General features: G+C 45.7%; 20 protein-coding genes. 6 read left to right on the forward strand and 14 right to left on the reverse strand.

What is annotated here, in order from left to right; all coding sequences use genetic code 11:
- Positions 1-25: 25 nt before the first annotated feature.
- The 4 genes from MHI37_RS29450 to MHI37_RS29465 all read right to left on the reverse strand — a co-directional run bounded on the left by MHI37_RS29450 (position 26) and on the right by MHI37_RS29465 (position 4874).
- Positions 26-571: a glutathione peroxidase gene (locus tag MHI37_RS29450; protein ID WP_076335540.1), complete on the reverse strand. Its 546-nt coding sequence runs from the start codon at positions 569-571 to the stop codon at positions 26-28.
- Positions 572-759: 188 nt separating this feature from the next.
- Positions 760-1284 (reverse strand): cytochrome c biogenesis protein CcdC, encoded by a 525-nt coding sequence (locus MHI37_RS29455; protein WP_076335541.1) that lies wholly within the window; start codon positions 1282-1284, stop codon positions 760-762.
- A 91-nt stretch (positions 1285-1375) separates the two neighbouring features.
- A complete protein-coding gene (locus MHI37_RS29460) occupies positions 1376-2986 on the reverse strand; it encodes a helix-turn-helix domain-containing protein (RefSeq protein ID WP_076335542.1) in 1611 nt (536 codons plus the stop codon).
- Positions 2964-4874 carry a sensor histidine kinase gene (locus tag MHI37_RS29465; RefSeq protein ID WP_076335543.1) on the reverse strand — a complete coding sequence of 637 codons (1911 nt, stop codon included), beginning with the start codon at positions 4872-4874 and terminating at the stop codon, positions 2964-2966. Before MHI37_RS29465 ends, MHI37_RS29460 begins: the two co-directional genes overlap by 23 nt.
- 132 nt (positions 4875-5006) lie before the next feature.
- Here MHI37_RS29465 and MHI37_RS29470 point away from each other — a divergent pair, with 132 nt between their 5' ends.
- Genes MHI37_RS29470 through MHI37_RS29480 form a run of 3 tightly spaced genes read left to right on the forward strand, consistent with a single transcriptional unit; the run spans position 5007 to position 8071 of the window.
- Entirely contained in the window at positions 5007-5888 is an 882-nt protein-coding gene (locus MHI37_RS29470) for a sugar ABC transporter permease (protein ID WP_076335544.1), read from the forward strand.
- Positions 5888-6721 carry a carbohydrate ABC transporter permease gene (locus MHI37_RS29475; protein ID WP_076335545.1) on the forward strand — a complete coding sequence of 278 codons (834 nt, stop codon included), beginning with the start codon at positions 5888-5890 and terminating at the stop codon, positions 6719-6721. The genes MHI37_RS29470 and MHI37_RS29475 overlap by 1 nt, the downstream gene beginning before the upstream one ends.
- 60 nt (positions 6722-6781) lie before the next feature.
- On the forward strand, positions 6782-8071 hold the full coding sequence (locus tag MHI37_RS29480; RefSeq protein WP_076335546.1) for an ABC transporter substrate-binding protein: 1290 nt from the start codon (positions 6782-6784) through the stop codon (positions 8069-8071).
- Between the two features lie 88 nt (positions 8072-8159).
- Here the strand turns inward: MHI37_RS29480 and MHI37_RS29485 are convergent, their stop codons facing one another.
- The 5 genes from MHI37_RS29485 to cls form a co-directional block, all read right to left on the reverse strand.
- Positions 8160-8828 (reverse strand): DUF559 domain-containing protein, encoded by a 669-nt coding sequence (locus MHI37_RS29485; RefSeq protein WP_076335547.1) that lies wholly within the window; start codon positions 8826-8828, stop codon positions 8160-8162.
- A gap of 678 nt (positions 8829-9506) precedes the next feature.
- Entirely contained in the window at positions 9507-10961 is a 1455-nt protein-coding gene (locus MHI37_RS29490) for a catalase (protein WP_076335548.1), read from the reverse strand.
- A 170-nt stretch (positions 10962-11131) separates the two neighbouring features.
- On the reverse strand, positions 11132-11971 hold the full coding sequence (locus tag MHI37_RS29495) for a response regulator transcription factor (RefSeq protein WP_083676105.1): 840 nt from the start codon (positions 11969-11971) through the stop codon (positions 11132-11134).
- Positions 11950-12342, reverse strand: coding sequence for a transcriptional repressor (locus MHI37_RS29500; RefSeq protein WP_076335549.1), 393 nt, complete (start codon positions 12340-12342; stop codon positions 11950-11952). The genes MHI37_RS29495 and MHI37_RS29500 overlap by 22 nt, the downstream gene beginning before the upstream one ends.
- A gap of 595 nt (positions 12343-12937) precedes the next feature.
- Positions 12938-14395: a cardiolipin synthase gene (gene cls, locus MHI37_RS29505; RefSeq protein WP_144023622.1), complete on the reverse strand. Its 1458-nt coding sequence runs from the start codon at positions 14393-14395 to the stop codon at positions 12938-12940.
- A gap of 138 nt (positions 14396-14533) precedes the next feature.
- On the opposite strand from cls, the gene dgt reads away from it, so the two are divergent.
- Positions 14534-15850, forward strand: a complete 1317-nt coding sequence (dgt, locus tag MHI37_RS29510) for a dGTP triphosphohydrolase (RefSeq protein ID WP_076335551.1) — start codon at positions 14534-14536, stop codon at positions 15848-15850.
- Between the two features lie 189 nt (positions 15851-16039).
- Complete coding sequence (locus tag MHI37_RS29515) at positions 16040-16195, forward strand: DUF1540 domain-containing protein (RefSeq protein WP_076266302.1); 156 nt, start codon at positions 16040-16042, stop codon at positions 16193-16195.
- A gap of 105 nt (positions 16196-16300) precedes the next feature.
- Here the strand turns inward: MHI37_RS29515 and MHI37_RS29520 are convergent, their stop codons facing one another.
- The gene (locus MHI37_RS29520) at positions 16301-17149 is read right to left on the reverse strand and encodes a M15 family metallopeptidase (RefSeq protein ID WP_144023616.1); all 849 of its coding nucleotides are present in this window, start codon (positions 17147-17149) and stop codon (positions 16301-16303) included.
- Between the two features lie 339 nt (positions 17150-17488).
- On the opposite strand from MHI37_RS29520, the gene MHI37_RS29525 reads away from it, so the two are divergent.
- Entirely contained in the window at positions 17489-19351 is a 1863-nt protein-coding gene (locus tag MHI37_RS29525) for an LTA synthase family protein (protein ID WP_076335552.1), read from the forward strand.
- Between the two features lie 81 nt (positions 19352-19432).
- Here the strand turns inward: MHI37_RS29525 and bcp are convergent, their stop codons facing one another.
- The 4 genes from bcp to MHI37_RS29545 form a co-directional block, all read right to left on the reverse strand.
- Positions 19433-19903 (reverse strand): thioredoxin-dependent thiol peroxidase, encoded by a 471-nt coding sequence (bcp, locus tag MHI37_RS29530; protein ID WP_076335553.1) that lies wholly within the window; start codon positions 19901-19903, stop codon positions 19433-19435.
- A gap of 26 nt (positions 19904-19929) precedes the next feature.
- Positions 19930-21003, reverse strand: coding sequence for an asparaginase domain-containing protein (locus MHI37_RS29535; RefSeq protein WP_076335554.1), 1074 nt, complete (start codon positions 21001-21003; stop codon positions 19930-19932).
- A gap of 197 nt (positions 21004-21200) precedes the next feature.
- Positions 21201-22520, reverse strand: coding sequence for a sugar ABC transporter substrate-binding protein (locus MHI37_RS29540; protein WP_179090158.1), 1320 nt, complete (start codon positions 22518-22520; stop codon positions 21201-21203).
- Between the two features lie 339 nt (positions 22521-22859).
- Positions 22860-24431 (reverse strand): helix-turn-helix domain-containing protein, encoded by a 1572-nt coding sequence (locus MHI37_RS29545; protein WP_076335556.1) that lies wholly within the window; start codon positions 24429-24431, stop codon positions 22860-22862.
- Positions 24432-24569 lie beyond the last annotated feature (138 nt).

Below are 24569 nucleotides of genomic sequence, written 5' to 3' on the forward strand. Positions count from 1 at the left end.
TATTTCACTTTTAAGTGAGGGAGCACTAAAGCAGCTGCTCGATATCGGCCTTCATATCGAGTGGCTCGTCGGTTGATTCGAACCGTTTTACGATATTTCCAGACCGGTCAATCAAAAATTTCGTGAAGTTCCATTTGATCGAGTTGCCTTCAAGGTAATGCGGCAGCTTCTCGCTGAGGAATGAATTAAGCATTTTACCGCTAGGGTTGCTTGTATCAAATCCGTCGAATGGCGCTTCCTCCGATAAATACTTGAACAGAGGGTGAGCAGTTTCATCGCGCACATCAGTTTTACCGAATAGCGGGAATGTAACGCCATAATTCAACTGACAGAAGCTTTGCACATCGGAGTTTGCTCCAGGCTCCTGTTCACCAAATTGATTGCTTGGAAAACCTAAAATTTCAAGGCCTTGATCTTTATATTGTTCATATAGTTTTTGCAGATCTGTATATTGTGGTGTGAATCCGCATTTGCTAGCTGTATTAACGACGATCAATACCTTGCCCTTATATTGCTCCATGCTCTGCTGCTCGCCCTTGATCGTTTCCAAATCATATGAATAAATACTCATTTCTGATTGCCTCCTCAAGACTCTGTAAGTTTTAAGTAATTAAATTGTATACAACTTAATTACTTAAAATAATATCATGATCGCACAGGCTTGTCAATTTCAAAAAAAACTACCTCCTCCTGCGAATTGCTCGCAATTTGAAAGTAGTCTTTGCATAGAAACTTTGCTTATTATAAGGTGAAACGGCTTTACCCGCCGTTCAGACTCGATTTCATACCCGTTCCCTTATCTAGCGGTGTATCCGCCTTCTGAAGCCTCATATAATCACTAACCATAGCCAGTCGCCACGGAATAATCATACCGAATGCTACTAGATAAAAAATCGCTCCTGTTTGTGGCAGCGACATATATTGTTCTACTATGTTGTGCAGTGACAGCCTAGTAATAAACAACGTCAGCATAATAAAGATGAAAGCCTTCGAGCGTCTGACGTAGATTTCAGATTGTACGCGCTCCAATTGAGTTGTAACGATGAGCGGAAATGAAAAAATCAGCATCCCAGTTAGAAACGCACCAAGTCCCCATACCCAAGGAATATGAGTAATCGAAAAAGCGAACATGATAAGACCCGTCGACATACCTAATGGAGGGATAATTATTTTGCGCAAGGAAGTCGGCTGCTTCCCAGCACGTATACGAAGGATGATAAGTGTAAAGCCAGCTACTGCCGATAAAATGATCGAACCCACTTGTATAAAATATGTAGAGAGCAACTCCGCGTCCTCCCCCTCATTTAGTCGTATGAATAGTTCTATTATTGCTTTTATCGTACTGCAAAATCAGAAACACTGCAAACCGCTGCTCTTATTCCGCGCCGCCAAGGCGATACGCCTTCGGGGAGATGCCCTCTTGTTTTTTGAACACCTTACTGAAATATTTCTCGTCATGGAAGCCGACCATTTCTGCTATTTTGGCAATACGCAGATTAGGATTGACCATCAGCTGCTTTGCCTTATTGATTCGCACGCTTGAAATATAGTCGGTAATATTAACATCATACTCCTGCTTGAACTTGCGCGATACGTATTCACGACTCACAAAAAATCGTTTGGCAATGTCCTGAAGCGAGAGCTCTGATTGGTAATGCTGCTCAATAAAGCTTGCAATATCGCTCATCTTTGCTTTCTCCCGAACTTGCCGCTGCACGATCGCTTGAGATAGCTGCAGAAGACTATGATAAGACCACTCGCGCCAATCTTGAAGCGACAGCGTACTCGCGAACACATAGGGTGCTTTCTGTACAAGCTCCTCTATTGTGAGCACTGCCTCATCCGCCTGTCTGCCAGGCGCTTCCCGAAGCAGCTTCGCACAAAACAGCATTGCGCCTGTTTTATATTCCTCCAGCATATGCGGTGTAATGCAGCTCGTTCCATGCGCAGCCTCCAGCCAGTGACTGGAAACCATCCGCAGCTGCTCCTTATTCCCGCTGAGCACAGCAACCTTCCATTCCTCCTCCCAATCAGCAAATGTCATCCGGCTGCCCACTTGCGATTCTTGGTAAGGATGCACATATTCACCGGTCTCGAGCATGTTTCGGTGCCATAAAGCAGAAAGAGCATCCTCGTATTGCGATGGCATCATATCTGGGAAAGCACCTGCATTACTCATCCCAATATGCATTCGTCTTTGGAGCGTTACAAATATTCCTTCATTAATACTATGTAAAATAGAAGGCAGCAGCTCCACTTCTTTCCACACCAAAATTACAATTTCCGTAGGCGCCCCCCAGTGACGGAATGCGACGCCCTGATGCTTATCCAAAAGAAACTCATTACAAATATTAATGATGGCGAAGTGCAGCAAGTCGCTGTCCCAAGCAAACCGCTCATGAAGCTGAGTATCGCTAGTATCTACCTGCAGCAGAGCAAGCCTCGCTTTATCAACACGCTCAGGAATAAGCTCCTCCTTCTGAAGTCTGCGCAAAGCCGTCTGTGCTGTTGCCGGATCGTCAATCAAGCCTGTAAGCAGCTTCTCGCCATATACAGGCTTAAACTCGTTCAGCTGTATACTTTGCTTCTGCCGTTCCTTTCGCTCCTTCTCCTCGATCCGCCACTGCGTCGCTGCCTTTGCCACCGCTGTATTAATCGCCTCTGGTTCAATCGGTTTGAGCAGATAGTCAATTCCCCCATTGCGAACCGCTTCCCTCACAAAATCAAAGTCGCCGCGGCCGCTTACGACAATAAACTTCACTGTTCCAGCAAACTCATTTACTGCCGTCATCAGATCAATGCCGCTGCCCTCCGGCATCATCATATCCATAATGACTATCGCTGGCCTGGCTTCTCTCATCCGTTCAATAGCTTCAAATCCGCCGCTAGCCTCCTCGATTTCAGTAATGCCATAGGAAGACCAATCGACAAGCAATCTTACGGCCTTTCGTACACGCGCCTCATCATCGACGATCAGCACCTTCATCCATTTCCCCTCCTTCCACAACCTTTTTCATTATAACGAGCGTTATCCGCACTCCGCTGGGCGCTATATTTTCCACTCTCAACTGCGCTTCCTCTCCATAAACCATACGCAATCGAGCAAGAACATTGTTTAAGCCAATCCTAGGCTCAGCTCCAGCCTGTGCCTGCTTTAAAGAGCTGTTAACATCTGTATCTGCAGCTGGCTGCTCATCAATACTTTCCATTGCATAGCCACTATTCTTCTGTACCCCATTTTCAGCATAAACGGTTTCAAGCCCTCGGCGTATTGCCTCCAGCTTCTCAGACGATATGACAGCACCATTATTTTCAACGATAAGCTCTATCAAGCCGTCTCCACGCGAATAGGCCTTCAAATAGAGCTGTCCATCCTCTGCAGATTTATCCATACCGTGCTTAAAGTAGTTTTCGATCACAGGCTGCAAAATCATTTTGGGCATTTCCGCATCGAGCAGCGGCGCATCCACCTCTACATGGAATTCAAAGCGGTTTTCATATCGTTCCTTCTGAAGCTCCACATATGCCTTCAAGTGAGCGAGCTCATCGCGCAGCGTAATCGTACTCGACTCATTATCCATACTGTAACGCATCATTCGAGCAAGTGCGGCGAGCAGCGCATAAATGCGCGGCACACCCAGCTCAAGCGCTAGCGTACCAATAATTTGAAGTGTATTATTCATAAAATGCGGATTGATTTGTGCCTGCAGCGCGCGCAGCTGATTCGTTTTGTTCGCTAATTCCAGCTTATACTCGCTTAAAATCAAATGATTAATCGTCCCCATCATGCTGCGAAAGCTGACAACGACCATTCCAATTTCATCATTGCTGGCAGGCTGGATCGCTACATTTAGGTTGCCTGCTTGTACCTCATTCATGTACCGGACCAATTGCTTAATAGGAGCTGTTATTCGCAAAGAAACAATAATGGTTGCCGTAACGATGACCGCTAGCGATACTGCAAGCAGAAGCATATTGATAGCAGCGGCATGATTAGCTTCTCGCATCAAATAAGAGGTCGGTATCCGCTTAATAATCGTCCAGTCCGCTATCGTACCCTGAACATGCTCATAAACGATCAGCGCACCGCCCTGCTCAATGCTGCCCCGCTCCACTTCCCGATCAGCCACTTCCCCCTGAAACCATGTCGACCGTATTGGCTTCCCGATCAGTTGATCTTCATCAGCATAAATAACAACGCCATTGCCATCAACAATGTACAAATCCTCCTCGGTGTTATCATACAACTGCCCTACGATATCAGTAAGCAGTGACAGCTTGACGTCCATCGAAATAAAACCAAGCTCTTCATTAGAAGGAATTCGTTCGATCCGGCGGTGCAGCGTAAATACTTTCTCGCTTGGCTGGGGCTGCAAGGAGGCGAAGCCATACGTATGGCTCAGATGCGTCGGCTGCACATACACGCTCTCTCCACTGCCTACATAGTGATCCACATCGGCAAAAGCTTCCGTATCCGTTGCTCGTTTAGCCCCTGCTACATTCGTCACGATCGTTGCCCGCTTGCCGAGGCTTGTATATAAGTAGACTTGATGTACATCCGTCACCGATGACTTCATATAAGATAAAGCAGCGAATAAGCGGCTATCCGTTTGAAAATCGGGCACGCCCGTTTGCAGCTCGCGATAGAGCTCTGCGTCCGAATAGACATAAAGCGAGCTGCTGTTCAGCGCCGCTAGCACTGCACTCACGTTCCGCTGGCCTTGATACAGCAGGTTTTGCGTATCCTCCAGTGCCCTGTCCTTCATCGACTTGGACGTATAGGTATAGGTAACAAACATCGTCGTCACGATAGGGATAATAGTAGCGATCAACATAAATACGATTAGCTTGGTTCGAATGCTTTTGAATTTCATCTATAGGTCGCCTCCGCTCCCGATCAATATATTGCACCTGACCGGTCACATCCGTCGGTGTTTATCACTCTCTCTGACTTGCATAATTAAACATACAATAGTTTTCTGGTGAAAAGAAAGGGGAGTTATGAGATGGGCAGCAAGAAAATGTCCGGATGGTGGCCTCAATTCGTATTCGTAGGTCCAGTTACCATCTTTTTTCTACTTATTATGATTATCCCGTTTCTGTTTGGCATGTACTACTCGTTTACCGATTGGAACGGCGTTGCGGGAACTGTCAATTGGGTTGGCTTCGACAACTTCAAAAAAATATTTACAAATGATGCCGATTTCTGGTCATCGTTTTGGTTTACGATTCGCTTCACGATCGTTGGTGTTTTATTAACTAATCTAGTCGGCTTCTTCTTAGCCTACTTACTGACGAAGAAGCTGAAAACCCGCAACGTGCTGCGGACAATCTTCTTTATGCCCAACGTCATTGGCGGCTTGCTGCTCGGCTTCATATGGCAGTTTATATTTGTAAAAGGATTTTCTACTGTCGGTGACATGACCGGCTGGTCCTTCTTCAACCTCCCATGGCTTGGTGATGAAACGACCGGCTTCTGGGGAATTACAATGGTATTCGTATGGCAATCAGCAGGTTACCTGATGGTCGTCTATATTGCATCACTAACAAACGTATCGAAGGAAGTGCTTGAAGCTGCGGAAATTGATGGCGCGACTCGGATGCAGGTGCTGCGCAGCATTATTTTACCACTGATTATGCCTGCGATTACGGTTTGCTTGTTCCTGGCTATTTCATGGTCCTTCAAAATGTTCGATCTTAATCTATCGCTAACCAAAGGCGGACCATTCAAATCGACAGAATCCGTTGCCCTTAATATTTACGCTGAGGCTTTCCAGAACAACCGATATGGACTAGGTACAGCTAAATCGCTCATCTTCTTTATCGTCGTAGCTATTATTACACTTATACAGGTTCGCGTCACCAAGAGCAAGGAGGTTGAAGCTTAATGGATACAAAAAAATATACCGGCAAGCTGTTCTTAACCGAAGCGGTTATGATCGTTATTGGCCTCTTGTTTCTTGCGCCATTCTATTTCCTGCTCGTTAACTCGGTTAAGCCCTTCGGCGAAATTATGACCAACTCGGCGAGCTGGCCGCAGGTGTTTAATTGGAGCAACTACTCTCGTGCCTGGACGCTGACAAGGTTCCCGCAGGCATTTACTAATTCGATGATTATTACAGCGTCCACCGTTATTCTGACTGCACTGATCAGCGCAATGGGCGCATACCGCATGGTGCGTGCTGACACGCGTCTTAACCGTATTTTATTTATGTTCTTTGTAGCGGCTATGGTTATACCGTTCCAATCGATTATGATTCCATTGCTTCAGGTTGTTAACTGGCTCGGCGTCAACAATAGCATGATTGGTCTTATTATGTGTTATCTCGGCCTTGGAGCTCCACTCTCACTGTTTCTCTTCCATGGGTTCGTTAAGGCGATCCCGCTTGAGATTGAAGAGGCTGCAACTGTAGATGGCTGCAATCCGATCTCCGTATTTTTCCGGATCGTGCTTCCACTGCTCAAGCCTATGCTGATGACGGTCATTATTTTGAACTGTTTATGGGTTTGGAATGATTACTTGCTGCCATCCTTGATCCTGCAAAAGCCGGACATGCGGACGATTCCGCTCGCGACCTTCGCATTCTTCGGGCAATATACGAAGCAGTGGGATCTTGCACTGCCTGCACTCGTACTTGGCATTACACCAATCGTAGCATTCTTCCTGCTATTGCAGCGCTACATCGTTGAGGGAATAGCAGCTGGTTCAGTGAAAGGCTAACGCTTATAATTGAACAGCTGATTCCATATAATAAAACATTATTTAAGGGGGATTTACATCATGAATAAGAAGCTGACCATGCTTACGCTTAGCCTTGTGCTAGCTATGAGTATCGTACTATCCGCATGTGGCGGAAACAGCAACGAAGGTAGCGGAACATCTAAAGAGGAAGTAAAAACGGTAACTATTTTTCAATTCAAAACAGAGATCGTTGAAGGCCTAAACGAATTGGCCGTTGAATTCAATAAAGAATACCCAAACATTAAGCTGGATATTCAAACGGTAGGCGGCGGTGCTGACTACGGTGCTTCCCTAAAAACAAAATTTGCTGCCGGCGATGCTCCTGACATTTTCTCCAACGGCGGTTATGCTGAAATGGAAATGTGGCTGGACAAGCTGGAAGATCTCTCCGACCAGCCTTGGGTAAAGGATCTTTCCCCGCTAGCTGCTGAGCCTATGACCAAAGACGGTAAAGTGTATGGTATGGCGATGAACCTTGAAGGCTTTGGCTACATTTATAACAAAGATTTGTTCGAGAAGGTTGGCATTACTGAGCTTCCTAAAACATATTCTCAGCTAGAAGCTGCTGCAAAAACATTGCAAGCAGCCGGCATTACGCCTTTCGCTAATGCTTATCAAGAATGGTGGTTGATCGGCAACCAAGGAATCAATCCTGCATTTGCCCAACAACCAGACGTTGATGCTTTTATCGCTGGTCTGAACGACGGCACTTCAACAATCGTAGGAAACGAGAAGTTCCAAGAATGGGCTAAGCTAATGAAGCTTACAGTTGATTACGGCAACAAAAACCCGCTTACAACTGACTACAACACGCAAGTATCGCTATTTGCAAGCGGCGAAGCAGCTATGATGCAAGAAGGCAACTGGTCACAGGTTCAAATCGACAGTATCGCTCCTGATTTGAATGTCGGCGTTCTTCCTATGCCGCTTGGCGAGGATGCTGCTGCTAACGACAAGCTGAACGTAGGTATTCCTGCCAACCTTGTTATCAGCAAAGAATCAGACGTGAAGGAAGAAGCAAAAACATTCCTGAACTGGCTCGTAACTTCTGATATCGGTAAAGAATACATCGTCAAAAAGTTCAAATTCATTCCCGCTCTAACTTCGATCGTAGCTACACCAGAAGATATGGGCGATATCGGTACTGAGGTTTACAACTATGTACAAGAAAACAAAGTTCTCGGCCTTCAATCTTCGAAATTCCCTGATGGCGTAACGCAAGAATTTGCTAGCGTAATTCAACAATACATCGCTGGCAGAATCGATGCGTCCGGTTGGGAAACTGGGATGCAAGGCGCATGGGACAAGCTTAAAGCCGACACTAAATAATTTTAAATAAATCTAAATAACACTAAATAACCAAGCAGCCGCTTAACCGTCCATATGGAGGTTGAACGGCTGTTTTTTTGCTTTGCTGCTACAAATATTGAAAAGCTATCGGAGCAATCTCATAGCGGATAACTCGTGCGCGATTGACACCGTAGGCGGGCAGCATCCAGCCTCTTGCACATAGCTGCTGCAGCCAGCGAACTGCTGTTTTGTGATCAACCTCAAAGTGGATTTCTACATCTTTTGGCCTGATCGGCTCAGCTTGCTGGATCGCCAATCGTAAAATCTCCTTCTCCACTAACCGTATACGCGATGTCGTCGATCCTTCAGGCAAATATCTGCTCATCACCAATCGAAGCATAGTTATACAAAGCTCAGCATTTTTCTCCACATCGTCGTAGGCGAATGAGATGATTGAATATCCCATCGCCTGCAAAAAGGTTTCACGATTCAGCTCGTTGCAATATTTTTGCCGATCCATGTCGCGTACGTGCGCAGCATAACCTTTAATTTCAATAATCAATTTCATCCCGCCCAAAAGCCATGCAAAGTCGGCATAATACGATCTTCCTCGCCAATCAAGCACCTCATATTCGGGATGAAGATGCTGAAAGTCTCCCCTAAGAGGCCACCACACATTGCGTAAAAATAATGACTCTGCATGTCCATGTCCTCTTTCCAGCCTTCCGCGACGCTCCCCCGTCCTCCTGCCGATATGAAATTGAATAAAGGAGCCATGCGCTTCTTCATATCCCATCCCAATCATCCTCTCTGAACAAACGTAAACAACTATCGTCTTCCTTTAAAGGCAAAGCTCGTTTCGCAGTGATAGATAAGTCTATTTATAATAGAAAACTTAAAAATTCTTATGTATAAATAAAAAAACGTCCTGCCAACACTCACCAAGGAGTGTAAACAGGACGTTCTTCGTCTCATGCATATGATTATAGGCTAAGTTGCCTAATTAGACCAGCCTCAAATATAAAGTTTTGTATTGTTCAGTTGTTATGCTTATTCCATAACACAATAGATTCTAGCACAACTATATTTCACGTCAATCCCACTGAAAGTGCAGCATAGTTATTAACAGGAATAACTCCATCTAAACTAGCTTTACTTGAGGATAAAATCGACTTAACAGGATTTTCTCCCGCTAAAATTATTCGTTACTCGTTAAACTGCCTTCTGCCGATAAATTAACAGGAGTTTTTCCATTTAAAAGAGTTAAACGGCTCAAATCAACGGAAATAGCAGGAGTTTTTCCCGTTAGTAGCATATTGCAGCATTTCAGCCATACAGACTGCGCTCCGTTAATCGGAATTGCAGCATTTCGGCCATACAGACTGCGCTCCGTTAACAGTTTCAGCGATTGCTAGTTTCTGTGGAGATACCAGAAATCTGAAGCATACTATTTTCGCTACGTGACTAACGCTGCCTAGCCTTGCGGCATAAACTTCTGAATATCTACGCCAAGGTTCTGCGATAGCTGCATGCCTAAGCTGCGGTCCGCACGGAAGAAGTTGCAAATGGCGCGGAGACGGATATCATCATTCGTCTGCGCCAGCTCACCCGTCAAATTGGCAAGCAAGTTAGTCTGCTGGTCTTCAGACAGTGAGCGGAAGCGCTCGCCAGCTTGTGTGAAATCATCAGTTTTGTCAATCTTTTGGCGCCCGGCAGCACCTTGAAGAGCGACGTAAGAATCATGATAAGCTGCTGACTCTCTCGGGCTCTCCGACGAGCTGTTTGGCTCATAGTTAACAGTAGAGGGATTAGCATGCATCGTCATTGCTCCGTCACGCTGATGATTGCGTACAGGCGCATACGGACAGTTTACCGGAATGTGCAAATAGTTCGTGCCTAAGCGGTATCGCTGAGCATCCGGGTACGAGAAGAGCCGTCCTTGCAGCAGCTTGTCCTCCGACGGCTCTATGCCTGGAACGACAGCGCTTGGCGAGAAAGCCGACTGCTCTACCTCTGCGAAATAGTTAACCGGATTCCGGTTTAACGTCATTGTCCCTGCCTTTTGCAGCGGGTACATATCCTCTGGCCATACCTTTGTCGCATCAAGCGGATCGAACGCATATCGCTCAACGTGGTCTAGAGGCATCAGCTGCACATACAGCTCCCACTCAGGAAAATCGCCTTGCTCGATTGCAGCATGTAAATCGCGGGTCGCATGATTAAAATCCTTACCCTGCATTTCGCTCGCTTCCGCTGCTGTAAAGTTGCGTACCCCCTGCTTGGACTTCCACTGATACTTCGCATAGACAGCCACTCCTGCAGCATTGATCCACTTGTACGCATGTACGCCAAAGCCGTTCATTTCGCGGTACGTGGCAGGTGTCCCATCATCCGAAAAAAGCCAAGTAAGCATATGAGTGGACTCAGGCGAAAGCGTCATAAAATCCCAGTAGCGTGCCGGATCTTGAAGATTCGTATGCGGCGCTGGCTTCAAGGAATGCACCATATCAGGGAATTTCATGGCATCACGGATGAAAAAGACAGGCAAATGATTGCCGACAATATCATAGTTGCCTTCCTCCGTATAAAATTTAACTGCGAAGCCGCGTGGATCACGTGCCGTCTCCGGAGAGCCCGTTCCATTAATCACCGTTGAAAATCTTACGAATACAGGAGTCTCCATTCCTGCTTCCTGTACAAAATGCGCTTTCGTATGGCTCTTCATACTTGCCTCTGTGCGGAAAACGCCATGCGCTCCTGCGCCCCGAGCATGAACGACGCGCTCAGGAATGCGCTCCCGGTCAAAATGTGCCAGCTTCTCCAGCAGGTGATAATCCTCTAGCAGTGCAGGCCCGCGCTGTCCCGCCGTCCGCGAATTTTGATTATCGCCGACAGGCGTTCCTTGATTCGTTGTCATATCGTTTCTCATGATAGCACCTCTTCGATTAGTTTATATATTTAGACTTGATCTAAATCCTTAAACTAATCATATCGGATAGTGAGATGACTGTCATGAACACCCTATGAATGAAGGATGAACGTTTCATGAAGAGAAATCTCTACATGAAGACGGGGAATTACAGAAGAAAAGCTGCTTGCTTATTTATCGCGAAGATCCGCAAGTCGATAGCCTGCACCGCGCACCGTAACGATATATTTGGGAGCAACAGCACTATCCTTAAGTTTTTTGCGCAAGCTCTTAATGTGAGCGTCAACCAGATTGCTCCCGCCATAGAAATGCAGTCCCCATACCGTATCAAGCAGAGATTCTCGCGAGAGCACCGATCCATCCGATGACATAAAATGCAGCAGCAAATCATATTCTGTCTTCGTAAGATCAATACGCTGTCCATTCCGATCAACGGTCATTTTCTTAAGATCTACCGTAATATCCTTAAACGAGCGAATCGTATCGGCAGATACAGCCTTAGCGGCAGCAGCTGGTCGATTTAGGAGCATGCGGTTGATTTGTTTAACCGCTTGCTCTGGCTTAGCAGGCCATACAAGCAGCTCTGCCGCTCCCAAAGCGAAGGTTCCGCGCGCTTCAAACGATTTCTCATCCAACAATATGAGAACCGGTACGGCATGCAGATCCGCAGACTCCAGCAGCTCTGCCCCAGCCTGCAGCGTATTTCCAGCAGCTGCGTGGACGACAGGAATCGCATCATAGACCAGCAGCTCCGGCTGCATGCTCTCCAGCATGCTCTTATTGAAGTCATGCAGCGAGAAAACATCGAAGCACTCGGACGACAACGCGATAAGCAAGCTTTTGACACGCTCAGGAAACGGACTGATAATCATGACTCGCTGTGTGATCGAGCACAGCATTCCGCTTTGCAGCAGTTCTTCCTCTGAGAAGCTGCCTGCATCGCTAGGCAGCAGCGCTCCCTCATTTACGGCAGCTTGAGCAGCATCTCCTATGGTTGTTTCGTTGCGCATGTTTCACAAACCCCCTCGATGACGACCTGTGCGTGCTCAATTTTATATTTTGTCTCCAAAGCAACCTTCTGCAGCCATTCATTCGGCAGCTCGGTCAGCACTTCATCTACACGTCCACAAACGGTACATACGATATGCTGATGCTCTTCCGTACGCGCATCGTATCGGCTGACCGCCTCGCCTAGCTTCATTTCACGAATAAGGCCTACATCGCTCAAATAACGAAGTGAGTTATAAACGGTGCCATAAGCGAAGTTATGGCCTTTTCCTTTCAGCCGATCAATGACATCTGCAGCTGTTGGATGATCATGTGCGTCCTGCACTACCTCAAATATAGCTTTGCGCTGTATAGTTAAATTAATTTTGTTCATAAAAACATCATTCCTTCAGTTTAATGACTTTAGACTAAGTATAAATACAATGACTAAAATGGTCAACCGTCTGATCACTTACAGCGCTGCCAGCATTTAGACTGCTTTAAGCCGGTAAGCACGATCGAGGGCAAATAAGCCATCAAACATGCATTGTATAAAAAATCACAATTTTTTTGTCGAAATAAATAAACTGAATATTTACAAAATTCAAACAATGATGTATACTAAGCCTATACCAAACGAGAGGGGATAGCCCATTGAAGTAGGTTAGCGAAGCATGTCTCACCAACTCGGGAAGGAGAAACGAAGAGTATAAATGACATGCGGGGAAAGCAGCGAAGCTCATTTGTCGATTGGTTGGATGTCAGGTACTTAACGGAAGGCAAGAATTTGAAACAAATCGAAAGGATGTTGATCGAGGTCACTCAAGCTAGGATCGAAGTCGATAGGGTTTGTAACAAATTCGAAAGGACGAGGAAGATACAAGGAAAGATTCGGATTGGAGCGTTTGAATAAATTGAATAGTTCTCTACCAAGCAGGTGAAGGGCTTCTGGTTATCATTTGATAAGCAGAAGCCTTTCTTATTTGCGTCTATAGGATTGGACTCAATAATCTAGAGATAGATTCTTTGAATCGATTCATGAGCGGCCGCTTGCCATACAGTGCAAGCGTTAGCTGCGTGCTATTTTTCATATCGTCTTCAAAAATGCGTTGCAGCTTAGCCGCCGTCTGCGTATCATAGATAAATGCATTCATTTCAAAATTAAGCTTAAAGCTGCGAATATCGAGGTTGGCAGTTCCCACAGATGCAACCTTGCCGTCAATAACAAGCGTCTTCGCATGAAGGAAACCTTTCTCAAACATATAGCATTGGACACCATTAGCGAGAAGCTCGCCCAAATAGGAATGTGTCGCCCAATACACGAAGAAATGATCCCGCTTGATCGGAAGCATAATGCGAACATCAACGCCGGATAAGGAAGCGATCTTCAACGCCGTCATCAAGCTTTCATCGGGTACAAAATAAGGGGTTTGCAAGCAAATCGTCTTTTTGGCAGCATAGATCATTTTGATATACGAATTTTTAATTTGCTGGTATTCCGTATCCGGTCCGCTTGCCACCAGCTGCATGCCGATTGTGCCCTTAGCATCATCCATAATGGGGAAATATTGATCATTTAATATAATTTTTCCGGATGCAGCCAAATTCCAGTCCATTAGAAACTGTGCTTGCATTTGCAGCACCGCGTTGCCTTGAACTCTCAGATGCGTATCTCGCCACTCTCCGAAATGTTTATTCAATCCCAAATACTCATCACCAATATTAAAACCACCGATATAGCCTACCTGTCCATCGATAATGACGAGCTTGCGATGATTCCGATAATTTAATTTTAAATTCAAGTAAGGAATGCGTGATGGGAAAAACGCTGCCGCCTGTCCACCGGCCGCACGCAGCTCATAAAAATAACGCTTGGGCAAGCCAGAGCTTCCGATATGATCATATAAAAATTTAACCTCAACGCCCTCCGCAGCCTTCGCAGCAAGCGCCTTTACCAATCTTCTCCCAAGCTTATCATCACGGACGATATAATAGACGAGATGAATATGATGCTGGGCACTCTCGATATCTCTCAGCAGTGCATCAAACTTCTGATTCCCTTCGGTGTAGATCTCAACCGCATTATTGCTCGTATACAGCGCATAGCTCGTTTTCAAATTCATATAGACCATATCCTGATAGCTGATCATTTCAAGGTCCTTATCCAAAAGTTCACCGTCGCGCAGCTGTCGCATTTGCCGCTCGATCGTATGCTCGACAATGCGCTGACTGTCGCCGAGCAGCTTATACAGCTTCCTTTTGCGCAGCTTCTGGCCCAGAATAAGATACAAGATGAATCCAAAAACCGGAACAAAAAATAAAATCATCAGCCACGCCCATGTAGTACTCGCGTTTCGCCGCTCAAGAAAAATGACAGTTATGGCCAAAAAAATGTTAAGAACCATAATAATTGCATATACGTTTTGTATAATGATTGCTCGTATAATAAACACCTCAGTCCTATATGAAAGCTACTGCGATCATACTCTAAGCGTGATGTATGTTCAAGCCTGATTATATGCTACAATTCAAGCAAACAAGCTGCTTCTTCATTAATGCAGCAGTGGCACACTGGAGGAACCATGATGGACATTCGCAAATTTAGACTAGACGAGAAAACATCAAGCACCTTTAGCGAAGAGCGGGATGAATACGAACGGGATTATGCCAGACTTATTCAATCCCCTGCTTTTCGCCGCTTGCAAGGCAAATCACAGGTATTCGGTGCAGGCACGGGCGATTACTATAGGACAAGATTAACCCATTCACTTGAAGTTTCTCAAATCGCACGCGAGGTCGCGCGCAGGCTGAACAAGCAATATGAGTTTCTGGCGCGCAAGGAGCATCCCGGTTTAGTGCTTGATCCTGCTGTGGTCGAGATTGCTGCGCTTGCTCATGATCTCGGTCACCCCCCATTCGGGCATAAGGGTGAAGAGGTCCTTAACCATTTGCTCATAGAGGAGTATGGTATTCCCTACGAGGGAAATGCACAAAACTTTCGAATATTAATGTTTCTGGAGAAGCGTGCCGGCAGCGGTAGCGGTCTGGACTTAACTGCTGCCGTATTGCTCGCTGTTAATAAATATCCATTCAGTCTGGGAGAGTCGGGCCGGCTCAAGGGCTTATATACCTCAGAATGGGGAGAAATTGAACAGCTGCGGAGATCTTGGCAAATTCCGATTGGCTGCTCGACTTTGGAAGCACAGCTAATGGACTTATGCGATGATATTGCTTATTCCACACATGATATCGAAGATGGCATTCGCGCAGGAAAAATTCAAATGAACCGGACTTTTTTCGAGGATAGCCGACTAATTGATCATGTCGTGCAGGAAATTGTCGAGGATAAAGGAAATACCGGTATCGGCTGGGGCGAGGTTGACATTACAGGAATGGTTAAGCGGGTGCTCCTCTCCTATTTCGAGCAATGGGAGGCTCTGTATGTCAGCTGTGATCGTGAGCCCTCTCGCACTAGGCGAGAGATGAAAGCGCGCTGGGTGAGCTTGTTTGCAGGCAAGGTCGGCATTATCGACCATTCGCAGCTCGGCTGGAAGCAGGTCACCTTCGTCAACAATGGACAACAGGATATCGACTTGCTGCGAACGATGGAAATATTGAAAAAGCTTGCATGGGTGACGCTCATCAAGGACTTCCGCGTGCAGCGCCTGCAAATGCGAAGCGAAATTATGATTCGCAGACTTTGGGACAGCTTTAAGGTGCCTGAATCGGGCCGGCTCATCATACCGCCGGATTGGATTGAAAATTTCGAGCTCCATAAGAACAAATGGAGCTGGCCCCGCTTTGTAGCGGATTATATTTCCGGTATGACAGACGCATACGCCGAGAAGGTTTACGCCGAGCTATACGCCAGCAAATCTGGCTCTATATATGAAATGGACTAAAAATAAAAGCGCAGCTGGAGTGAGGCCTACTCATTCTCGGCTGTGCTTTTTTGTTCTGAAATAGCGATATAAGATCGTCTACGCCCGCATCATGATTAAAATATAGTTCATTCCCATATCTATCCGTCCTCATTACGTATAAAACGATATATCGTTTGTCCATCCTATAAACAAGGAGGTGAACGGTCAATGGCTAAAGATGTACTATGTGAAGTGAATTCATGCAAGTTCTGGGCAGCAGGAAATCACTGCGGCGCTTCTTCTATTTATGTGGTCAGCAACCGCGGCAAACAAGCAAGCAATTCCGAAGAAACGGATTGCAAAACGTTTGAAGCAAAGATATAAGGAAAGGATTTCCTATATTTCTAGAAAGCAGCGCAAGCGCTCTGATTGTAAATACGGGATGACGAAAACTCCCGAATCTTAGTGCTTGCGCCGCTTCTACTAAATTTATTTTGTGACAGGAACCGCATTGTAATACTCTTCAAGCGATTCGCCGCTCTCTGCAAGCTCCGCAGCGATATCTTTGCCGACATACCGCAAATGCCATGGCTCATATTGATAGCCTGTGATATCTTCCTTGCCCTTTAAATAACGAATAATAAACCCATACTCATGCGCATGCTTCTCCAGCCACGCCGATTCCTTCGTGTCAGCAAAGCAATTGTCCGCTGCACACTTGCCATCGCTGCTCGTCACGTCGATTGCAAGGCCTGTTTCATGCTCACTCGTGCCAGGAAATGCACTATAGGTTCTCGCCTTCTCCAGCCCATCCTTTTTCACATAGCGCTCAAACAGCGTTGTTTGCGTGCTATGCGATCGATAAGCCGAAACCCCAGCCAGCATAGCCCCGTCATTTTCCGCCGCCTTGAACATCTTCTCGAGAGCCGCAGCCGCTTCTTGCCTCATCATGCGCTTGTCCAGTTTTTCTGCAAATATAAATCGCACGTCCGGATATACTAAGTCTGATGGATTGTATTCCTCAGGCAGCTTGTTTTGTTTATTTACGAGCACTGCCATATCCGCAGGCTTCGCAATAACGACCATTCCGTCCTCTGTCTTCACTATAGGCTCCTGCTCTTGTGGAGCACTTGTCGGTACAGCTATAGGCTTAGCATCTGCCCCAGCATCAATAGTCCCGATTACCTGTCCACCGCTCTCCATCGTCTCGCCTTTAGCCGCAGCTTGCTTGGCAGGGAAGACCTCCGAAATTTCCGTTTTAAATATGGAGTAACCTATGACCATGGCTGCGCATACCATAACAAACATGAGCAGCCTTCTACTACTTCTTTTTCTCATGATTATCCTCCAATAGATGATTTTACATATTTTTCATGTTATGATACTTGTATTCACGCTCTTCCCAATCTATCTATTTAATAGACTACTAAAACTACTGTAATGTTTCAATCCAATCACTTGGAAATTCTTTGCTTTTATAGAAATAGAGCAATGAATCCCTATATTTGTAATGTATGTCCATATCCTTGGGTATGAAGGAGCCTTTTGCCTTTTGACATCGGACTATTATTAGGAGCATAATGGGATAAGAATTTACAAAACGCATATAGATTAATATTAGCGGGCTGGCTGCCTCGAAGAGATGGCCAGTTTTTGCTGTGAGAGGTAGGCGGTTATATGTCAATTTCAAATCCAAAAAAATGGTTAAGCACCAGGCCCATTCTATTCTTCTCGTTTATTATGCTTCTCAAAAGCTATTTAGCTTGGATGGTGATATTCGAAGATGGATTCTCTTGGACTACAATTTTAAAAGAAATACCGTTTGTACTCATTGTTTTCTGTCTCATAGAATACTTTGCATCCAAACGCAAGCTTGTCTACTATACAATAGCCAATTTGCTCATGACACTTATTTTGTTTGCCGTCATTATGTATTACAAATATTACGGTGTCATCGTCACCTATCTGGCACTTGAGCAGGTCAATCAGGTAACAGCGGTTAAAAATAGTGTGTTCTCGTTAATGGACCCTTACTACTTGCTCATCTTTACTGACATTATTATTATGGCGTTCCTGCTGTTTCGCCCTAAGAAAGCAATCACCTGGAAGAAAGAAAGCTCACGCAAGGAAAGTAAACGGCTTGTCACTGCACTTTTCGGCATTTCGATTGCGCTTTGCCTATTCAATATCTTGCCTAACCGTGCAAGCATGAATGAAATTATTAAAGCCGAGCAAATGGGCATTCTTAATTACGAGGCCTATATGATTTTTTCCAATAAAGACATCGAATTTATTGATCCTAACCATATCACGCAAGAGAAAATTAATACGGTAAAGAAAATTGAACAGCCTGCTGCTCCGCAGCTTTGGAAAACAGCGTCCGGCAAAAATGTTATTATCATTCAGATGGAGTCATTCCAAAACTTTCTCGTTAATCTAAACATTGACGGCAAAGAAATTACGCCAAACATTAACAAGCTAGTCAATGAAAACTACTATTTCAAACATTTCTACCAGCAGGTCGGACAAGGAAATACATCCGATGCTGAATTCGTCGTCAATACATCCTTTTATATTCCGCCTCGCGGCGCAGCTACGATGGTTTATGCTGATAAAGAGCTTCCAAGCTTGCCTAAGCTGTTGAAAGCAAACGGCTACGATACGACAACATTCCATTCGAATGTCGTCGAGTTCTGGAACCGCGGAGAGCTGTACAAAGCACTTGGCTTCGATCGTTATTACGATGAGAAGTTTTTCGGTAAAGAGGATACTGTATTTTTCGGTGCTTCCGATGACCAGCTTTACAAAAAAACAGCGGAAGAGCTGGATCGCATGAGTCAGAATGGTAAGCCGTTCTACTCACATGTCATTTCGATGACAGCACATCATCCGTATACCATTCCTGAAGACAAGTACAAAATGACACTTCCTGAGCGTTATGAGAACACCTTTGTCGGCGATTATATTCGCGCCCAAAACTATGCCGATTACGCACTCGGCAACTTTATCGCTGATTTAAAGGAACGCGGCATTTGGGACGACAGCTTAATTCTACTTTATGGCGATCATCTGGGACTTCCCATCTACTCGCTTGATCGTGATGACAAAGAGCTGATGGCTGAAATTTACGGACACGAATATAGCTACACCGATATGATTAATATTCCACTTGTTGTCGCATCAACAGGCGTAACCGAAGGAAAAGTATTCGATCAGCTAGGCGGCCAGATCGATATTCTGCCAACTATTGCGAATATGCTCGGTATTTCCTTGGATGATCATATCCATTTTGGTCAAGACTTATTCAATCAGTCGTATAACGTGCTTCCACAACGTTATTATCTCCCGACAGGCTCATTCTTAAGCAGCAAGGAGCTATTTATGTCTGGCAGCGGCTATGAAGACGGCAAGCACTACTCGTTAGCTGGAGACGGGCTTAAAGAACAAGAAGCGACCGAGGATGAGTATCAGCGTGCGCTGGAGCTGCTCAATCTATCCGACAGCTACGTAAGCCAATTGCCAAGCTGGAAAACAAAATAAACAGATAGAAGGCTCACTCTAAAGCGCGATTAGCTGCTTTAGAGTGAGCCTTCTTTTTTTTGATAATCAGAGCATTCCGTATTATATGTCCGTTATAGCTTCAAGCACTTCCTTGACATGCCCCTCTACACTAACGCTGCGCCATTCCTTGGCTATAACGCCCTTTTCATCAAGCAGGAAGGTTGAGCGCTCGATCCCCATAAATTCCTCATCCTTCCAGCTCCGCAGCTTCCATACGCCAAACAGCTCCGAAACCGTGTGCTCCGTATCGGAAAGGAGCAGGAACGGAAGCTCATGCTTGTCGACAAACTGCTCGTGTGAAGCCAGATCATCCGGACTGATGCCGATAACCTCTGCATTATTCGCTCCAAACTGCCCGTTGTAATCGCGGAAATCACATGATTCCGTTGTGCAGCCAGGTGTCATATCACGTGGATAAAAATAAATAACGAGCTTCTTGCCTGCATAATCCGCCAGCTCCACCGTTTTGCCGTTTGATGCCTCCAGCTTGAAATTTGGAACCCGATCTCCTACTTTTAGTTGCTCTCCCATTTCACATGCTCCTCTTCATTTGTTTTTCAAATATGATTGAATGCTTCGTTGTGCTCATAATACAAGCTGCTTCCTATCGCAAATGCCTTTGCCTCAGCCTTATCGCCATAAAGACCATACGCCAGCATGAGCTTCGTTAACGCAGCCTCGACGGACAGCTTTTCAATAACGATTGCCCCCGCCTCTATCAGCCTGAGCGATGACGAATAGAGCGAATCCGACTGATCCCTAATCGGACATATGTAGACGTCGATGCCAAGCTTTATGCAGTATGCAATGAATTGTGGAAGCGAGTAGGGCCCCTCCGCAATCGCACATGCCGTACCGGAATGATGCAGATCGTGAAGCACAGCTTTGGGCCGATTCAATGAAAAATCATAATAGGAATAATTTAAGCCTGGATAAGGCTTAATATAGACCACATTGGAATCGAGACGAAGCGAAGTTGGCTCCCATACCAAGGAGGACTGTGCCGCTGGCTGAAGAAGCGCCTCGGGTGTTGGATTGCGCCCATGCTCAAGCCAGCTGAAGGCTCCGTTCTCCATCGTTCCATATGGTACGCCGTAGGGACTGCCGAACTGATCTGTAAACGATACGGCCTGCGTAATTCTCGTTCCGAGATATACATGAGCGTTTCCCTGATCATCCTCATATACGACGAACACACCTGGCAGACCTGCATCAGCAATAAAATCAATCGCATTCGAAAAATTCCGAAGTCCGTTGCTTCTCTCATCCTCGAGCGGGTAATTGCTAGCAGTCAGCACGATCGGAATGCTCGAATTCGCAAATAAATAACTCAGCATAGCAGCGCTATAGGCCAGCGTATCTGAACCATGCGTAATGACAAGACCATCGTACAGCGCTGTATCTACCCCGCGAATAGCCTCAGCAAGTACAATCCAATCATCTGTCGTCATATTTTCACTCAATAAATTTAGTGGCTGTATCGTATGTAGAATGCTATCGTCCCGCTGACGGGTGCTATTGAGATAGACATCAATTAGTGAATAAGTGCCTGATTGATCAACATCAATACCAGCTCCTTGCTTTTTGCTTCCGATGGTTCCTCCTGTAAATAGAACTAACAGCTGTTTCATTTGTGCTCCTCCTTGCTATGCTGCTATCGTATATGCGCAGCTGCACGCAGGTCAAGTGGTATTCTCCCTCTTAACAGGTTCCCCCTCCCATCCATCTTCATACCCTATAAAAATCGATCCGACTAAATATGAAAAAAGAGGACGCCTGCAAACTACAGCTTCATCGCAGCATCCCCTTTCCCATATCAACCTTATCGTCAATTTTGCAGTTGCCTTTGCAGCTGCCAAAACTCATCGAACTCGCTTAGCAGCATATCAGCAGTGAGCTGTCCCTGCAAGTAAAAACGTCCGCGCTCCGTACTCATCTTAAAAAACTCATTATAATTCATATAATGGCTTGGCCGCTTGACTCCTCTATAATGGATAGGATCGTTATTCATCAGAATATAAGGCGCATAAGGACCAGTAGCATACTTTTCCTCATTCAGCGCATTATTGTAAATGGATATGACGCTTGCCGCGTCTGCAAAGTCTCGATTATTCTCCATGGTGGAGAGGTATACAATGAACCTCCAGGCCTCTTCACGATGCTTAGACTGCAAAGCAATTCCCCAGCCTGCCGCTCCAACATTAAAATGTGATATGCCCTGTGGTCCCGAAGGAAGAGGGGCTGTGGCCCATTCCATATCCTTGAGCTTTTCTATAAACATTGGAATGACGTCCGAGTCCTGAATCAGCATTGCCGCTTTACCGTCCATAAATGCTTGAACATGCTCAGTAAATCCCCAATCCATAGAGTCAGGATGAGAAATTTCGGTGTAAAGCTTGCGGTACAGCTCAAGAGCTTCCTGCGCCCGCTCGTCCTTAAAAATCGTAGTTCCATCCAAATTGAACATCGAATCATTCGTGCCGACATCGTCTCCATTGTAATCTTGAATCATGCTGGAGAGCATGTATGCTGCACCTGGTCCGCCTCGGAAAGCAAAGCCGTATTGTCCCATCATCGGCTTCGTCAGCTGCTTGCCCACATAATAGAGCTGCTCCCACGTTTCCGGTACCTGAAGCGCTCTGGCATCAAACCAATCCTTGCGATAATAAAGCTGTACCTGATAAAGGCTGCTTGGTATGTAATAGGTGATATTGCCGACATCCCTGGCCATTAGCCTAGCATTTTCACTAAGTAGAGCATAATTGCCCCAGTGTGAAATGTTTTTTTCAAGGCTTGCGAGCAGACCGCGTGAAGCATATTCATGCGCCGTAATATCACGCACCTCAACGATATCAACCTCCCGGTTCTCCTCCAGCATCGTTAATATCGTCTTGTCTGGCGTAGAATTTTGTGGCGTAATCAATTGAATGCTAATGTTCGGATGATCTGCTTCATACTGATCAATAAGCTGTTCGAGTTTCGCAGTCCGCTGCGGCGATATCAAGCTTTGAACAATCTTTAACGTTATTTTCTCATGCGCGGAATCAGCTGATTCCTCTTGCTCTATCTGAAGATCTACATTTTTCGTACAGCTGCATAAAATAGAAATCATGATGATGCATGAGAGAAAATATATTGTTCTACTCATTATATGGTGCCTCATCACATTTCCTCCTATCAATAATGATTCATTCCCGCTACTTTATTTATCGGCTTTATGTGGCTGGTACGACACTGTTTATTCGTTTTTTTTCAAAAAAAATCAACCCTACGCTATTCGCATAGGATTGATCTTTTTAACGAAAACAAAGCTATTCAATAATGGTAAGCCGGTCGATTGCTGGAATACGAGACTGCGCTGCTGGCACCTTCTGGGGGTAGCCGGTATGCAGAACACCAACGATTTTCTCTCCAGGCTGCACCCCGAGAGCTTGACGGAATTCCGGCTGATACATCAGTCCGATGGATAATTTTATTTGTGCAGCTGCTATTGCGCATAGTTCAGAAAATATCTCACCGTCTCATCAATCAACCCGTCGTGGACAAGAGGATTGTAATTAAGCCGATCATGATAGCTAATAAACATACATTTTCTTTGTTTGTCCCCTTGCTTCAGATGAAGCCAGCTCTTCTCCAATTGATCACAGTAGGCACGCGAGGAACCAGCTGGGACAAGAAAGAGTACGCTGCTGCAGCCCAAATCAGCAATCTCATGGAGTGAGGGTGTATCCAAAAAACCGATTTGACGAGCAGAGTGCGGGGAAGCCATTTGTAAATCATCATAAAAGAAATCCTTCATCTTGCGGCGGCGCGGTCCGAACATACGAAAACCCGATTGACCAGCGTGAACTAGCAAAAATGGCTCATCGCCTAAGCTATCCTTAAGCTGCATACGCGCATTTTGAACCTTAATCTCGTAGTAGGCTAACCAGCGCTCGCCCACTGTAGACAAGCCGAGCGCTTCACTAATGTCCATCAGCCGTTCCTTCCAAGAGTAAGCCTTCCAGTCGAGCGTAAGGACTGGAGCAATTGCAGAGCATGCTGCATGCATGTCCTGCTCTAATGGCCCTGCCAGGATCAGATCCGGCTCCGCCTCTCGCAATTGCTGCAGCACCGTTTCCTGCTGATGCTTTCCTAATCGAATAATAGATAAACATGTGCTCATGCCGAGTGCCGATAGATCCCCCGCAAATACCGAAACAAGTGTCGCCACTCTCTTTTTTGCAAGCTGGGCATATTCGGTAGGCGCCAGCCCGAGCTGCTTTTTAAACAATCGGCTAAAGTAATACTCATCCGGATATCCCACTGAATGAGCTACATCGACAATAGAAGCCGTTGTACCTGAGAGCATATGCATAGAAGCATCCAACCTAAGCTTCGTTATATATTTGAGCGGGCTTAAGCCAGTATAGGTGCGAAATGCCTGGTAAAAGCGACTCGTGCTTACACCGGAGGATCTGGCAAGCTCCTCCATATCCATCGGAGAGTTGATTTGCTCAATCATGAACTGCTTCGTGTGCTCGATGAAGCTGATTAGACCAGCCTCCGTCCCTCTAGGCTGCTGAGTAGCTTGCACAAGAGCTGCAACCATAGCATACAGCTGCGATTGAAGCTGATAGTAAAGACTGACATCATCGGAGCCGCAATCGCTTTGGAAGTCCTGTATCCAGCTCCTCGCTTGAGGCAATCGCAGCAGCTTTAAGCCTGTACTGTCTCGATAGGGAAGATTATCTATCCTGGCATTGGAAGAGCCTTCTGCATCAGCCGCAGACTCACTCCGAAAATGAATAAGCAAAACCGTTGCCTGCAGCGAGCCTGAGTTTTGCAGTGTACCTATACAATCCGGCGGAATGAGAAACAGCTCTCCTGCAACCGCTCTATTGGAAGTGTGCAGCTCCTGCTTCACAATTCTAACCTTAACCTTCTGCTGCAGCACATAGGCGAAGCAATGCTCCTGCCCATGGATCAAATGATGCTGGTCCCCAGGCGACAGCTTGATTTCTTCTGTCTTTGTATAGGTCATTATTTTATATTTTTCTTGATCCGGCTGTTGCGTCATAATCCGCTCACATCCTTTAAAAATCATATTATTTTTATAAAGCATAAATAATAATAATAATCATTGTCAATGCTGTAGGTAGAGACAATTTTATGCAGACAACCCCAAAGCGGTAATAAACCAAGCATAAACGATTCA

This window comes from Paenibacillus sp. FSL H8-0548, assembly GCF_038630985.1.
Lineage (GTDB): Bacteria > Bacillota > Bacilli > Paenibacillales > Paenibacillaceae > Pristimantibacillus.

Bases quoted from the DNA above. Each gene is read 5' to 3' on its own strand.
- MHI37_RS29545 (WP_076335556.1), bottom strand. From the start codon at position 24,431: ATGACGCAACAGCCGGATCAAGAAAAATATAAAATAATGACCTATACA.
- bcp (WP_076335553.1), bottom strand. From the start codon at position 19,903: ATGGGAGAGCAACTAAAAGTAGGAGATCGGGTTCCAAATTTCAAGCTG.
- MHI37_RS29515 (WP_076266302.1), top strand. From the start codon at position 16,040: ATGGCTAAAGATGTACTATGTGAAGTGAATTCATGCAAGTTCTGGGCA.
- MHI37_RS29465 (WP_076335543.1), bottom strand. From the start codon at position 4,874: ATGAAATTCAAAAGCATTCGAACCAAGCTAATCGTATTTATGTTGATC.
- MHI37_RS29500 (WP_076335549.1), bottom strand. From the start codon at position 12,342: ATGAACAAAATTAATTTAACTATACAGCGCAAAGCTATATTTGAGGTA.
- MHI37_RS29475 (WP_076335545.1), top strand. From the start codon at position 5,888: ATGGATACAAAAAAATATACCGGCAAGCTGTTCTTAACCGAAGCGGTT.
- MHI37_RS29460 (WP_076335542.1), bottom strand. From the start codon at position 2,986: ATGAAGGTGCTGATCGTCGATGATGAGGCGCGTGTACGAAAGGCCGTA.
- MHI37_RS29480 (WP_076335546.1), top strand. From the start codon at position 6,782: ATGAATAAGAAGCTGACCATGCTTACGCTTAGCCTTGTGCTAGCTATG.
- MHI37_RS29490 (WP_076335548.1), bottom strand. From the start codon at position 10,961: ATGAGAAACGATATGACAACGAATCAAGGAACGCCTGTCGGCGATAAT.
- MHI37_RS29535 (WP_076335554.1), bottom strand. From the start codon at position 21,003: ATGAAACAGCTGTTAGTTCTATTTACAGGAGGAACCATCGGAAGCAAA.
- MHI37_RS29470 (WP_076335544.1), top strand. From the start codon at position 5,007: ATGGGCAGCAAGAAAATGTCCGGATGGTGGCCTCAATTCGTATTCGTA.
- MHI37_RS29540 (WP_179090158.1), bottom strand. From the start codon at position 22,520: ATGAGTAGAACAATATATTTTCTCTCATGCATCATCATGATTTCTATT.
- MHI37_RS29485 (WP_076335547.1), bottom strand. From the start codon at position 8,828: ATGGGATATGAAGAAGCGCATGGCTCCTTTATTCAATTTCATATCGGC.
- dgt (WP_076335551.1), top strand. From the start codon at position 14,534: ATGGACATTCGCAAATTTAGACTAGACGAGAAAACATCAAGCACCTTT.
- MHI37_RS29525 (WP_076335552.1), top strand. From the start codon at position 17,489: ATGTCAATTTCAAATCCAAAAAAATGGTTAAGCACCAGGCCCATTCTA.
- MHI37_RS29450 (WP_076335540.1), bottom strand. From the start codon at position 571: ATGAGTATTTATTCATATGATTTGGAAACGATCAAGGGCGAGCAGCAG.
- MHI37_RS29520 (WP_144023616.1), bottom strand. From the start codon at position 17,149: ATGAGAAAAAGAAGTAGTAGAAGGCTGCTCATGTTTGTTATGGTATGC.
- MHI37_RS29495 (WP_083676105.1), bottom strand. From the start codon at position 11,971: ATGCGCAACGAAACAACCATAGGAGATGCTGCTCAAGCTGCCGTAAAT.